Source organism: Haloarcula sp. CGMCC 1.6347 (assembly GCF_037078395.1).
Lineage (GTDB): Archaea > Halobacteriota > Halobacteria > Halobacteriales > Haloarculaceae > Haloarcula > Haloarcula amylolytica.
Window position 1 is genome coordinate 72,169 of the sequence record NZ_JAYMGX010000001.1, and the last position, 13,232, is coordinate 85,400.

12 protein-coding genes are annotated in these 13,232 nt (G+C 68.3%); 6 read left to right on the plus strand and 6 right to left on the minus strand.

Annotated elements, in window-relative coordinates:
- Nucleotides 1-2: 2 nt before the first annotated feature.
- From VI340_RS00355 to VI340_RS00370, 4 genes are all read right to left on the minus strand, one after another.
- Nucleotides 3-1,007, minus strand: a complete 1,005-nt coding sequence (locus tag VI340_RS00355) for an ABC transporter permease (RefSeq protein WP_008311292.1) — start codon at nucleotides 1,005-1,007, stop codon at nucleotides 3-5.
- Nucleotides 1,004-1,942 carry an ABC transporter ATP-binding protein gene (locus VI340_RS00360; RefSeq protein WP_336357543.1) on the minus strand — a complete coding sequence of 313 codons (939 nt, stop codon included), beginning with the start codon at nucleotides 1,940-1,942 and terminating at the stop codon, nucleotides 1,004-1,006. Before VI340_RS00360 ends, VI340_RS00355 begins: the two co-directional genes overlap by 4 nt.
- Before the next feature lie 94 nt (nucleotides 1,943-2,036).
- Complete coding sequence (locus VI340_RS00365; protein WP_008311289.1) at nucleotides 2,037-2,312, minus strand: hypothetical protein; 276 nt, start codon at nucleotides 2,310-2,312, stop codon at nucleotides 2,037-2,039.
- 57 nt (nucleotides 2,313-2,369) lie between these two features.
- Nucleotides 2,370-3,698: a right-handed parallel beta-helix repeat-containing protein gene (locus tag VI340_RS00370; protein ID WP_442905112.1), complete on the minus strand. Its 1,329-nt coding sequence runs from the start codon at nucleotides 3,696-3,698 to the stop codon at nucleotides 2,370-2,372.
- A gap of 228 nt (nucleotides 3,699-3,926) precedes the next feature.
- Between VI340_RS00370 and VI340_RS00375 the strand changes: the two genes are divergently transcribed.
- Genes VI340_RS00375 through VI340_RS00395 form a run of 5 tightly spaced genes read left to right on the plus strand, consistent with a single transcriptional unit; the run spans nucleotide 3,927 to nucleotide 10,750 of the window.
- Nucleotides 3,927-6,704: a transglutaminaseTgpA domain-containing protein gene (locus tag VI340_RS00375; protein ID WP_336357544.1), complete on the plus strand. Its 2,778-nt coding sequence runs from the start codon at nucleotides 3,927-3,929 to the stop codon at nucleotides 6,702-6,704.
- Entirely contained in the window at nucleotides 6,704-7,303 is a 600-nt protein-coding gene (locus VI340_RS00380; RefSeq protein ID WP_008311284.1) for a DUF7269 family protein, read from the plus strand. The genes VI340_RS00375 and VI340_RS00380 overlap by 1 nt, the downstream gene beginning before the upstream one ends.
- Nucleotides 7,304-7,305: 2 nt before the next feature.
- Entirely contained in the window at nucleotides 7,306-8,694 is a 1,389-nt protein-coding gene (locus VI340_RS00385) for a DUF58 domain-containing protein (protein ID WP_008311283.1), read from the plus strand.
- Nucleotides 8,695-8,696: 2 nt separating this feature from the next.
- Nucleotides 8,697-10,310 carry a DUF7519 family protein gene (locus VI340_RS00390; RefSeq protein WP_008311281.1) on the plus strand — a complete coding sequence of 538 codons (1,614 nt, stop codon included), beginning with the start codon at nucleotides 8,697-8,699 and terminating at the stop codon, nucleotides 10,308-10,310.
- Between the two features lie 44 nt (nucleotides 10,311-10,354).
- Complete coding sequence (locus tag VI340_RS00395) at nucleotides 10,355-10,750, plus strand: SHOCT domain-containing protein (protein WP_008311278.1); 396 nt, start codon at nucleotides 10,355-10,357, stop codon at nucleotides 10,748-10,750.
- 101 nt (nucleotides 10,751-10,851) lie between these two features.
- Here the strand turns inward: VI340_RS00395 and VI340_RS00400 are convergent, their stop codons facing one another.
- The gene (locus VI340_RS00400; RefSeq protein WP_049942979.1) at nucleotides 10,852-11,184 is read right to left on the minus strand and encodes a DMT family transporter; all 333 of its coding nucleotides are present in this window, start codon (nucleotides 11,182-11,184) and stop codon (nucleotides 10,852-10,854) included.
- 194 nt (nucleotides 11,185-11,378) lie between these two features.
- Here VI340_RS00400 and VI340_RS00405 point away from each other — a divergent pair, with 194 nt between their 5' ends.
- A complete protein-coding gene (locus VI340_RS00405; protein WP_049942978.1) occupies nucleotides 11,379-12,164 on the plus strand; it encodes a TrmB family transcriptional regulator in 786 nt (261 codons plus the stop codon).
- Nucleotides 12,165-12,191: 27 nt separating this feature from the next.
- Here VI340_RS00405 and VI340_RS00410 read toward each other — a convergent pair whose 3' ends face one another.
- Nucleotides 12,192-13,151: an AAA family ATPase gene (locus VI340_RS00410; protein ID WP_008311274.1), complete on the minus strand. Its 960-nt coding sequence runs from the start codon at nucleotides 13,149-13,151 to the stop codon at nucleotides 12,192-12,194.
- Nucleotides 13,152-13,232: the final 81 nt, after the last annotated feature.

Sequence of the window (13,232 nt, forward strand, 5' to 3'; positions counted from 1 at the left end):
GCCTACAGGTCCTTGTTTTCGAAGACGTAGTAGCCGGCGACCAGCGGGACGACCAGCCACAGCAGGAGGTAGCCAATGACTGCAACCGTCCCGTACTGGGGCGGTAGCGCGGCGCTGGTACACTCGCCACCGGCCTGTGTCACTTCGAGCGTCCCACCCAGCATCTTCTCGCATGTCGCCTGCGGGTTCGACGTCAGGAGGAGCCGCGAGCGGATCGGCGAGCCCTGCAGGATCTCTTGGACGAGCGTGCGGTACGCCGCGATGGGGCTCAGCAGCGAGACGAACAGTTCGACGTGAAGCTGGGTCACCTCGCCGATATTCGCGTGGTCCGACAGCAGGTTCCCCAGGCCCGTCCCCAGGTTCGACCAGAACACCTGCAGGTAGACGTAGATCCCGAGCGACGCCGCCATCGCCCGTCGTGCAGTCTTCAGCGCCGCCGAGAGGCCGATTGCAAATGCCGTGAACACGACCCCATAGGCCATCGTGGTGAGTGCGAACAGCAGGAACGACTCCCACGCGATCTCAATCTGTGACGGGAGTATCACCAGCAGGGTCGTCAGGAGCCCGACCGTGACCGGAATGAGCGTGATCGCGCTCCGGCCGACGAACTTGCCCGCGAGCAGTTCGCCGCGCGTGTACGGGAGCGAGAGCAGTATCTTCAGGGAGCCGCGCTCGCTCTCCCGGGCGATGGCGGCGTAGCCGATCACGATAGCGACTGCGGGGAGCAGCGGCGCTGCAATGGGCAGTGCGAACCGGACGTACGCGTCTGTCGTCAGCGACGCCCCGGACTCGGCGAACTGCTGCCCGATGTTGAAATACAGGCCAAGCAGCGCCGGCAGCGCGAAGAGGACGATGAAGATCAACGAGAGGACCCAGATCCACGGCGAGCGGACCGTATCGCGGAACTCCTTTTTCGAGATAGGGTACCAGTCGGCGAACTCGGAGTTCTTGATGCTCGTGTCGATATCGCCGAGGAGGCGCTTGACGGGGTTCTGCTCGGCGCTCATGCGTCGACCTCCGGTTGCTCCTGTTCTTGCTGTTCGGTGTAGGCGGCGAACACCTCATCCAGCGAGGCCTCCTCTGTCTCGAAGTTGGCGACTTCGCCCCCGCTCTCCTCGACGGCGTTGAGGACGGCCATCTTCGCGTCGCTGTCACAGCCCACAGTGAGCGTGGTCCCGTCCGCGGTCACGGTCGAGACCTCGTCGAGCCCCTCGATAGCCGCGACCGCGGCGTCGGTGCCGTCGCCGTCGGCCAGCGTCACGCGGAGGACGGTGTCACCGGTGGCGGCCTCGCGCAGCCCGGCGACGCTGTCTTTCGCGATGAGGCGGCCGTTCTGGAGGATGCCGACCGTGTCACAGACGGCCTCGACCTGTCCGAGGATGTGACTGGAGAAGAAGACGGTCGCGCCGCGCTCGTTCTCCTCGCGGATGATCTCACGCATCAGCCGTGCGCCGTTCGGGTCGAGCCCAGTCGTCGGCTCGTCGAGGATGAGGAGGTCGGGCTCGCCGACGATGGCCATTGCGAGCACAAGCCGCTGTTGCATCCCCTTGGAGTAGCCGCCGGCCTTGCGGTCGATGGCGTCGGCGATGCCGACCCGTTCGGCCAGTTCGTCGGCGTCAGCGTCGGCGTCTTTCGATTCGATGACAAAGGAGAGGTGCTGGCGACCGGTGAGCCGGTCGTACACGTCGTAGCCTTCGGGGAGGACTCCAGTGCGGGCACGGATTCGCTTCGGTTCTTCGTGGATGTCGTGGCCGAGCACCGTCGCCGACCCGTCGGTCGCGCGGACGAAATCCAGGAGGATGTTGATCGTCGTCGACTTCCCGGCCCCGTTCGGGCCGAGGAAGCCGAAGATTTCGCCCTCCTCGACGGTGAGGTCGACCCCTTGCAGTGCGGTGAGGCTCCCGAACTGCTTGGTGACGCCATCCAGTTCTATCGCTGCCATACGGCCGGTTTGTGACGGCCGCCTGTATAGTCTTTCGTGTTCCAGTTATCACGCAAGAAAGTCAGCACGCGGCCACACACCGTCTCAGGGCCGGTTACACCTCAGCGTCGGGGTCGTGGCGCTCGGCCATCCGCTGGGCCTCCGTGGCGTAGCGCTCCCGCGTCTCCTCGTCGGTTACGGGTTCGAGCTTGTCGACCTCGACATCCGTCGCTGCCGTAATCCGTTTCCGTCTGAGCAGGTTCGGTGAGAGCTGCTTGGTCAGGTGGCGGTCGCCCTCCGGGGGCGCGTAGATGAGCGTCACCATCCGCTCGTCGCCGAAACTGGAGCGTTCGACCAGCCAGCACTGGACCGTCTCCTCGTCGTCGGTCATTGCTGTGTCGTTTGCGGGCCGGCGGTTTATATCTTACAACCCCCTCTCGAACCGCTGTTACCGGGTCACGTTCAGTCCTTGCTCAATGTCCGCGGTGAACTCCTCGTCGATGTCGACCGCAGTCCCGGCGTTCCGGACCGTATTCGTCGCGACCACGCCCGCGTTGCCCGACCGGAGTCGGATGCCGGCCGCTGAGGCGTTGCTGACCGTGTTGCCCGTGATGGTGAAACTGTACGGTCGCTCTGCACTCCGTGCGTCGGTGTTGTCAGCATCCGCTGGGACCGTTCGCGCAAGGATGCCAACCGGACAGTTGTCGACCTGATTACCCGAAATAGTGATGTCGGACGACCGGGCTCTGGGGGTCCCGGCTACCTCGTCCCGGAGGTGGGTCTCCTTGTACTCGATTTCGATGCCCGCCTCGCCGCCAGGGTCGGGTGCGAACTCCGTCAGGTCCTGACAGACGTTCCCGACGATGGTCCCGCGCTGGGCCGGCGAGCAGGCAATGAGGCTGTGGCCGCCGTCGACGGCGACGTTACCGATGACGGCGAAGTTCGCGACGTTGTACGGCGCGATGTTGTTGAACTTCACGCCGACGACGCGGTTCCCGGCGATGACCACATCGCTGGACTGCCGGAGGTCGCGGTCGCTGCCGGTCGGTGCGGCCCGGCTGGTGATACCGTACCAGTTCGGATTGACGACCTCGTTGTGTTCGACTGTTACACCCGTACATCGCGTGAACGACAGCGCCATCTGGAAGCCGTTTACCGTCCGGTTGCGGGCGATGTAGACGCCGTCGCACTGATCGGCCTGAACGGCTTGGTTGTTCAGCTGTGTCCCGTTGGCGTCGAACTCGATGTCGGTGACGGCGACGTTGTCACCGCGCACGCGAACGAGGTCGTGGCCGGCCGGCAGCGGGTTCGACTGGGACTCGGACGGTGCGGGGTCCTCCCCCGTTCCCGTCTGTGACGCGACGAAGCGGGCCCCCTGGTGGCCGGTCAGCGCGGTGTTGTCGCCCATCGTCGCCGGCTCGCCAAAGCGAAAGGTGTCGGCGCTGGCGATAACGGCCCCGCCGCTGTCCGGCACGTTGTCGAAGGCATACTGGAACGCCTCATCGGCAGTACCGCCGGTCGAGAACGCGACGCTGCCGCTGCCGTCGAGCACCAGATACTCCGTTCCGTTGCCGTTCCCGTTTGATTGTCCGGCTCCCGTCGTGACGAGGTACAGCGCTCCTGCCCCCGATAGTCCAGCCCCCGTCTGTGCCTGCCCGGTTCCGCTGAACAGTCCGATGCCCGCTACGGCACCGATACTGGACAGCACGGACCGGCGTGACGCCTGCCAGCCCGATTGCTGTGACCCAGTACCAGCTCCGTTTATGTCAACAGTCATGTATTTGGGGCTGCCCGCCCGCTCGCAATAACCGCTTATAATAGCAGTCTGACCCGTACGTACTCGTCCATACCTGAACTGTCAGTCCTACATAGCTGGCAAATCTCCGGGAGTGCGGTTGGTGGCGACACGGGTTTCCAATCACCGGAACGCGACACCCGGGCTCACTATCCCCACCGTTGACAGCAGATTTATGCCGACAGCGACGGGACGATACGGTAATCCGACGTGGGCTCCGACGACTCGCCGTTCGACGACGTATCGGCAGACCGGGACTACCTCCGGGTCCTGCTCACTGCCGTCTGTGTCGTCGCCGTGGTGCTGGCGACGGCGACCCTCCCGATTCTGGCCCCTGGTGGGACACAGAGCCCGATGGAGTCCATTATTCCTCTCCCCCAAGAGAACCCGTTCGGGGAGGCTGGGGGAACCTCGACCGGTGGCAGCGGGGGGCAACTCGGCGCGCTGAACCCGGGAAGCCAGACTGATGTTGGCGGCTCGCTCGACAGCGGCGACAGCCCGTACCAGTCACAGGACACGGAGCCGCATTTCACCGTCACGAGTTCGGAACCGGCGTACTGGCGGACCGGCGCGTACGAAACCTACACCGGCACAGGGTGGGACGGACGCGCGGACCCGCAGGCTTACGAGGGGGCGATGGCGGTCGACGGGATGGCCGACACGACAGTCGACTACGAAGTGCGACTGGCCAAGTCCGCCACGTCGCTGCCGACCGTCTGGCGGCCGAAATCCGTCTCGCGCGACGACGTAATGGTCACCGAGTACGGCGCGGTCGCGTCCGAGCGGCCGCTGCCCGCCGGAACGACATACAGCGCGACTAGCGTGACGCCCCCCGACGACCCGGAAGTGCTGCGGACGAGTGGCCGCGATTACCCTGACGCCATAGAATCGCGCTACACGGGCGTGCCGGCGTCGACCTCGGCGCAGGTGGGGCCGTTCACCGACCGGCTGACCGAGGACAGCGACTCGCCCTACGAGACGGCGGCGACCATCGAGGGGTGGCTGGAGGCGAACAAGAACTACTCGCTAAACGTCAGCCAGCCGCCCGAAGACGACGTGGCCTCGGAGTTCATCTTCCAGATGGACGAGGGGTACTGTGAGTACTTCGCCACCTCGATGGTCGTAATGTTGCGCAGCCAGGACATCCCGGCGCGCTATGTCGTCGGCTACTCGACCGGCGAGCGGACCGGTCAGAACCAGTACACCGTTCGCGGGATGAACGCCCACGCGTGGGTCGAGGTGTACTTCGAGGGCGTTGGCTGGGTGCAGTTCGACCCGACGCCTGGCCAGGAGCGTCTGGAATCCGAGCAGCAGGCGATGCAAAACAGCAGCCAGGAGTACAGCGCCGCGGAGTCCGGGAGCCCCGACGAAGAGTTCGCCGTCGGGACGCCAGCGGACGAGCCACAGACCGAAGCCCCGACTGACGGGGCTGGAGAGGAGTCTGGCGGTGACGAAACCGAGGGCACCGAGACAGGTGCAGACGGGACCGGTGACAGCGACGAAACCGGCGACTCGGGCGACGGCGAGACGGTCTCCCAGTCCGGCGAGTTCGTCATCGAACTCAACCGGACGGCGACGCCGGGCGCGGCGGTGGCCGCGACGGTGACTCGCGACGGCGCGCCGGTCGAGGGCGCGACTGTCTCGTTCAACGGTGAGCCGGTCGGAACGACGGGGCCGGACGGCACCGTTTCCGGGACGGTCCCCTACGAAGACGAACTGACGATTAGCGTCGATGCACCTGACGACGAGGACGCACTCGTCGCCCCGTCGGTCCCGCGGGACAGCACTCGCGCGTTTGCTGTCGCCGGCCCGCAGGCCCAGCAGTCGACGAACGCGAGCTACGAACTGAACACGAGTGCATCGGTGAGCATCACCGGCGAGCGGGTCACCGGTGGCGAGGTGACTGTCACTGCGACCGTCGACGGCGTCCCGGTGCGGGACGGCGATGTGCTGCTCGACGGCGAGCAGGAGGCGACGACGGACCGGCGGGGGCGGGCAACGCTCACGCTCCCGACCGAACCGGGCAACGCCTCGATTGCCGTCGAGCGGGACGCTGTCAGCGGCAACACGACTGTCGCGCTCGAACGGCTCTCCGTGGCAACGTCGCCGTCGCTCCCGCTGGCCTTGCCCGTCGCTGGCCAGACGGTGAACGCGACGATGGGCGGGGACCCGGTCACGAACGCGACAGTTGCCGTCGGCGGAGAGCCGACAGCACGGACCGGTGCGGCCGGTCAGGCGACGGTCGGGCTGCCGTTCGCGGCCAGCGCCGAAATTTCCGTTTCGAAGTACGGCCAGACGGCCACGACGACGGTCGGTGGCTTGCTCGTCAACGCCGCGGGCGTCGTGCTCGCTCTCGGTGTTCTCGTCGCTGGGACGGTCATCGGTGCTCGTCGGCGAAACGTCACGCCGGGGACGGTATGGGACTGGGTTCGGGCCGCACGCGAACTCGCAGTCGGGGTGCTCGTCGGCATCGCGGTGATGGCCGATGACCTGCTGGGCCGCCTCCGAACGCGACTCGAACGCACTGTCACGGCGCTCCGGGACCTGCTCGCCGGCCGCCGGTCCCCTTCGGCATTGCTCGACGCGTTGCGAGTGTGGGTCAACGAACGCCTTTCAGCGGCCGAAGAGGCAGCCAGCGATGCGGTGGCGGCCGTCTCCACCACTGACTCGAACGGGGACGACGGAACGCCCGCGGCCCGCGTCACCATCCGCGAGGCGTGGACGCGTTTTCTGACCCACGTCTCGCTCCGTCGGTACTGGATGCGGACGCCCGGTGAAATCGCGACCCACGCCATCGAACGGGACGGCCTTCCGCCGGCCGCGGTTCGGACGGTCCGGGACGCGTTCCGGGCGGTCGAGTACGGTCAGCGAGACCCACAGGAGCACGTCGCGGCCGTCGAGGACGCGATTCGGACTATCGAGGCGGCCGCCGGGCAGCAGTCCAGCGCGACCGACGACACTGACGACGCGACGGAGGGGCGGCCCTGATGCGCTTGCGAACGGTCGTCTTCGGGACTGTGGGGCTGCTGGCGACCGCCGTCGCGGCCGCCCTCATTGTTGCGCCGACGGCCGCCGGCGAGTCCCTGGTCGCCGTGTTCGGCAGTGTTGCCCCGACGACCGCCCTCCTCGCCGGGAGCCTGACCGTTGGGCTCTGTGCGGTTCTTGCCGGCTGGCTCGGTGGGCTCTTCGGCGGTGGCTCGGCGACCGCCTTCGACGTGGCTATCGACACCCCGCCGGAAGACGTGACGGCCACGGGGAGTCGGCTGTTCGCCGCCGACATCGACGCGGCCATCGACGACGCGGTTGCGGGCGACGACGAGGCGATGGACACGGTCACCGAGCGACTCGCCGCGGCGGCGACGACGGCCTACGCTGTCGGCAGCAGTGTCTCGCAGGCGTCCGCCCACCAGGCAGTACGCGCAGGGACGTGGACCGACGACGCCGTCGCGGCGGCACTCCTTTCCCCGACAGAGTCTCAGTCGTTGCTGGCCCGGCTCCGGCTGTGGCTCGACCCGGAGAGCGAGCGCCGCCGCCGCATCCGCCGGACGGTCGACGCCATCGAGCGGATGTCGGGGGGTGAGCGCTGACGATGCATCGCCGCGTGCGGCGCTGGAGCGGCGGCCTCGCGGCGGCGCTGTTTCTCGTCAGCGTCTCGCTTTTGACCGCCGAGCCGCTGTTGCTCGCGGCGACCGCAATCCCCCTCATCTACGTCGCCTACGGCGCGTTGTCGAGGATGCCGGCGGGAACCGACTTGCAGGCGGCACGGTCCGTCTCCGACGCCCAGCCGACGCCCGGCGAACCGGTCGAGGTCGAACTCACCGTGACCAATACGGGCAGCAGTTCGCTGACCGACGTGCGGGTCATCGACGGCGTGCCCGAGGAACTGGCTGTCGTCGAGGGGTCGCCGCGGCTCTGTACGTCACTGCGGCCAAACGAGAGCGCCACGCTGTCGTACGCCGTGATGGCCAAGCGCGGGACCTACACGTTCGGCGCCGCCGCGGTGCGGGTGCGGACGCTGTCGGCCAGCGACGAGGTGACCGTCGACCTGCCCGTCGCCGGCGACGGGACGCTGACGTGCTCGAACACCGTCTCCGAAGTGCCGATGGCCGACGCCACGCTCCCGCGGGCGGGGACGCTTCCGACCGACTCCGGCGGGAGCGGCCTCGAGTTCCACTCCACGCGGAGCTACCAGCCCGGTGACCCGGTCAACCGCATCGACTGGCGGCGCTACGCCAAGACCGACGAGCTGACGACCATCGACTACCGGGAAGAACAGGCTGTCAGGACGGTGCTGGTCGTCGACGCGCGGCCGCCGGCCCGCGTGACACCGGAGCCCGGGTTCCCGACCGGAGCCGAACTGTCGGCCTACGCCGCCGAGCGCCTGTTCGATGCCCTCTCCCGGACCAGCGTCGTCGCGAGCGTCTGTGCCGTCGGACTGGCCCCGGAGGATGTCCCCGGCGGGCTCGGTCCCGATGGACTGGCGTGGGTCGACGCCTCGGGCGGCCACGCGGCCGCCCACGCGAGACAGATATTCGATAGCGTTGGCCGCGCTGCGGCCCGGCAGTCGGATACCGACGCGGCCGATGTCGCTGATGTGTCCGAGGACGAGTCCTCAGAGCAGTCCCAGGGCGGAGATGTGAAGGTGACGACAGCTGATGGCGGCACAATCGAGGACTCGGACCTGCTCGCCGTGCTCGCTCGGCTCCCGCCGACCGCGCAGGTGGTCGTGTTCTCGCCGGCCGCCGACGACTGGCCCGTCTCGCTGGTATCGTCACTTGCGGTCCGTGACTACCCGACGACCCTGGTCAGTCCGTCGCTGGCCCGCGGGGACTCGCTCGGTGCAGCCGTCGCTGGCACCGAACGCACCGCCCGCCTACAGCGGGCTGAACTATCCGGCGCGACCGTCATCGACTGGGACCTCGACAGCCCCATCGACGTGGCGCTCCGTGCCTCGCTCGCGGACCTGTTCAGCGTGTAATCATGGACGATACAATCTCGCTCCCGACCCGGATGCCCTGGACCAGCCTCGCAACCGTCGTCGGCGTGACGGCGCTGCTGGTCGCGGGACTGCTGGGAACCGTCTCCGCCGACCGGGCCGCGCTCGTCGGCGTGGCCACCGGCGTCTTGCTGGCGCTGTCGCTGTGGCTGAGCGGCTGGGACCGCTGGCAGGCGGTCGGGACGGCTCTGGCCAGCGCCCTCGCGCTGCCGGTCGCCGTCGGGCTCATGGTCGCCACCGGCGGCACGGTCGCCTCGCTCGGCGCCGAACTGTTTCCCGTCACCTCGCAGACTGGCGTCCGACCGGCGGTCGTCACACTGCTGTCGCAGGTGGTCGTCGTCCTCGGCTGCCTGACCGCCGTCTTCGGTGCGACCGCGGCCACCCGCGGCGTCGTCGACACTGAGCGGGTTGGGGCCTACGGCGGCCTCGTCGTGCGGACGACCGCCGTTCCGTTCGCTGTTGCCCTCGTGCTGTTCACGCGAGGTGCCGTCGACTTCCTGCAGTCCAACACTGGGACGCCGGGCGTCCAGCAACTGACCGGCGAACTGCTCACTCGGGTGCTGGAACCGATTTTCGACCCGGTTCCCGGGCGGACGCACATCGCTATCTTCAGCCTGCTGCTCGCCCTCGCCGCCGCGGCGCTGGCCCGCGGCCTCGACGCCTTGCCGCTTGCCGAACTCGTCCCGGAGACGAGCGACGCGCCCGACGTCGACAGGGCCGTCGCCGCCGTCGAGCGAACGCTCCGGTGGACGGGCCGGCTCGCCTTGCTGGTCGCACCGGTCGCCGGCCTGTTCGAACTGGGCCTCGGTCAGGAACCCATGGCCGAACTGCTCCCTGTCGGGCTGTACGACCTGCTCGTCACAGTTACGGCCGCGCCGGGCCTCCGCGGGCTCCTCTGGTGGCTGTTCCTCACTGGGACGGCCGTCTCGGTGGCTGTCTGGTTCCTCCGGCGGACGGTCCAGAGTTCGGCCGACCGCGTCGGGACCGTTCTCGCACCGTACGTCGGCGGCGGCGTCATCACGCTCGCCGCGGTGGGGGTCGCGGGGCCGGCAGTCGATGCCATCGAAACGGCGCTCCGGGCGACGCCGGCCGCGGCGGCCGCCGAACAGTTCTTCGTTCCGATACTGGACGTGTACGGCCCCGAGACCGTCACGCTGTCACTGGCCGTCGTGGCGCTGTTTACCGTCGTCGGCGCAGTTGGACAGCTGTGGCTGGCGCTGGCGACGAATTATCTGCGTGAGCGGACGGCCGGCGTCACGCTCGCCGCGGCCGGCCTGTTCGGTGCGAGCGCGTTCGCGGCGACGCTTGACACCTCGGCGTGGCTGGTGCTCGCGGGGCTGGTCGGTGCGGTCGTCGTCTGGGACGCCGGTTCCTTCGGGACGACGCTGGGACACGAGGTCGGCACCGGGGCCGCGACGCGCCGCACCGAACTCGTCCACACCGGCGGAACCGTCGCGGTCGGCGGCGTCGGCGCGGCGGTGACGCTGGGTCTGGCCGGCGTCGCCCGGGGTTCTATCGCTGTCGAGCCGTCGGTCGCCGTGGCTGGTCTCGTGGTCTGTCTCGTCGCCGTGCTGGCACTCGTGGCCGCGATACGGTAGGGCGCACCGAACAATCCATTGTGGTGTGGTGACAAGCAAGTAGCATGACCGACCGGTCCCCGCTGGAGCGAGCCAGAGACAACGTGACGGAACTCACCTCTCTGGCGGTCACCGGGTTCTGGCTCGTTGCTCTCCTCACCGGGCAGGAGTGGTGGCTCGTGGCGCTGCTCGTCGGCTACGTCGTGGTCGTTCCGCTGACCGAACTGCTGTACGGCGATGCGGACGAGGAGGCGGAAGATATCGAGGAAGCGGACCCAGCGCCGTCGAGCGATACTGGCGACGAAACACCGCTGGAGCGCCTGCGCTGCCGCTACGCCGAGGGCGAACTGACCGACGAGCAGTTCGAGCGGAAACTGGAGCGGCTGCTGGAGACGGAGACGCTGGAGGACGCCGAGGACGCGACTCGGGACGAGCGGGAACGGGAGTTCGAGCGGAGCTGAGTGGGTGTAGCGTAGCCGGTCGGTGTCGTTCTCAGTCCGAGCGGATGTCGGGCATCGACTTCCTCGGCGAAAGCGATGGGTTTCGCCGCCAATCCTATGAGTCAGTGGGCGGCCATCGAGGACAGGACGTTGAGGCAGTACACGCCGGCGACGATGAGCGCGATCCCGACGACGCCGACGGGGTCGACCGGTTCGTCGAACACGACGGTTCCGATGGCCGCGACACCGACGATACCCAGGGCGGCCCACGTCCCGTAGACGACGCCGATGGGGAGCTCCTCCAGGGTCAGCGAGACGAGGTAGAACGCCGCGCCGTAGCCGAGAACGACGCCGAGGCTGGGAACGGGCTTCGAGAACCCCTCCGAGAGCTTGAGCGCGGTCGTTCCGAGCAGTTCCGAGGCGATTGCCGCTCCGAGCAACACGTACGGATTCATAGTGAGAACGCCGGCCGGCGGTGGGATGAACGTACTGAAACGCCCCGCCACTTTCGGTGTGTTTCGGCCGCTCGGCGGCCCTGGCGGCGCTTCCGGTGGCAGGGAATCCACGTCGGGGGCGCTCCTCGCGCCGGCCGCACCCGCGTCGAGTCCGGTCCTGTGGACCTTTGTACCGGCCGCTCGACCACCCGACGATGACCGAACTGGCCGAACTCGGGCTCTCGAACTACGAGGAGACGGCGTATCGGACGCTGCTGGTGACCGGTGCGGTGTCCGCGAGCGACCTCTCCGACGCGAGCGGCGTCCCTCGGGGGCGGATCTACGACGTGCTCAACGGCCTCGAAGCCCGCGGGATAGTCCGGACCCAGTCGACTGACCCGACGCGGTACACCCCCGTCGACCCGGAGACGGTTGTCGACAGGCTGCTCTCGGAGCGGACCCGCGAACTGGCGTCGGAGTTCGATCGGTACCGGTCCGTCGCCGCGTCCGTCAGGGCGGACCTCCTGCCCGCGCCGCCCGTCGACAGCAGTTTCTGGCTCGGATCGCTCGGAAGCGAGGAGATGCGGGCGGCGATGAACCGGCACGTCAGGACCGCCCGAGAGCACGTCCGGGCGACCGTCGGTCCGCCGTACGAGCGCGCGTCGTGGGAGACGCTCCAGACCGAGGTCGACGCGTTCCTCGACGGTGTGGGCGAGGACGTGCGGGTCGACCTGCTCTGTAGTGAGGCGGTACTCGACGTGCTTCCCGAGTCTTTCCCCGACCTGCTCGCCGACCGCAACGCGGCGGTCCGGGCGGTGCCGACGGTCGGGGTCTCCTTCGACGTGATCGACGCCGCGGCGGTGACGGTCGACGTTCCGGACCCGCTCTCGCCCGCCGACAGGCTCGGCGTGGTCGGGATCACCGATTCGGAGGTCGCGGCGGCGTTCGAGGCCCGCTTCGAGCGACTGTGGGTCGAGGCGGAGCCGTTGCTGGGGCGGTAATCCGGAACCGACTGACGGCCCCCCGTCTCAGCGGCCGGGGCTGACTGCAGGCACCTCGACGCGGTCCAGCACATCATCGACGACGGTCGCCGGGTCGACCCCGCGAACGCCCGCGTCGGCGGTCAGGACGAGTCGGTGAGCGAACGCTTCCTCGACGACGCTCTTCACGTCGTCGGGAACGGCGTAGTCGCGGCCGTCCAGAACCGCGGCGGCGCGAGTCGCCTCGAACAGCCGCTGAATACCACGCGGGGAGACGCCGACGTCCACGCGGTCGTCCTCGCGGGTGGCGCGGCCGAGTTCGACGACGTAGTCCCGGAGCGTGCCGTCGACGGTGACCGATTCGACTGTCCGCTGGAGCGCCGGCAGGCGCTCGCCGTCGATGACGCTGGTGACGCTCGGGGCCTGTGCCGTCCGGTCGGCCCGCCGGTCGATGAGTTCGCGTTCGCCGCCGAAGTCGGGGTAGCCCATCGACGTCTTGACGATGAAGCGGTCCCGCTGGGCCTCTGGCAGGCCGAAGGTCCCCTCCTGCTCGACGGGGTTCTGCGTGGCGATGACGAAGAACGGCTCGGGCAGGTCGTGGGTCACGCCGTCGACGGTCACTTGCTTCTCGCCCATCGCTTCCAGCAGCGCGGCCTGCGTCTTGGGCGGTGCGCGGTTGATCTCGTCGGCCAGCACGACGTTGGCGAAGACGGGACCGGGCTGGAAGTCGAACTCGCCGGTGGCCTCGTTGAACACGTTCGAGCCGGTGATGTCGGACGGCAGCAGGTCCGGCGTGAACTGCACCCGTTTGAAAGAGAGGTCAAGCGCCGTCGCGAACGACTGGGCGGTGAGCGTCTTCCCCGTGCCCGGCACGTCTTCCAGCAGGACGTGCCCCCGGGCGAGAATCCCGGTCATGACGGTTTCGAGGAAGTGGTCGTCAGCGATAACGGCACTGCCGACGGCGTCGAGAATCTGTCGGCTGGTTCGTCCGGCAGTGTCGTGGTCCATACCGGCGTGTAGACAGCCACCGACAAATACCCTCTCCCTCGGGTCCACAGGTCGGCGGACTGATACCGTGCTACCCTATCA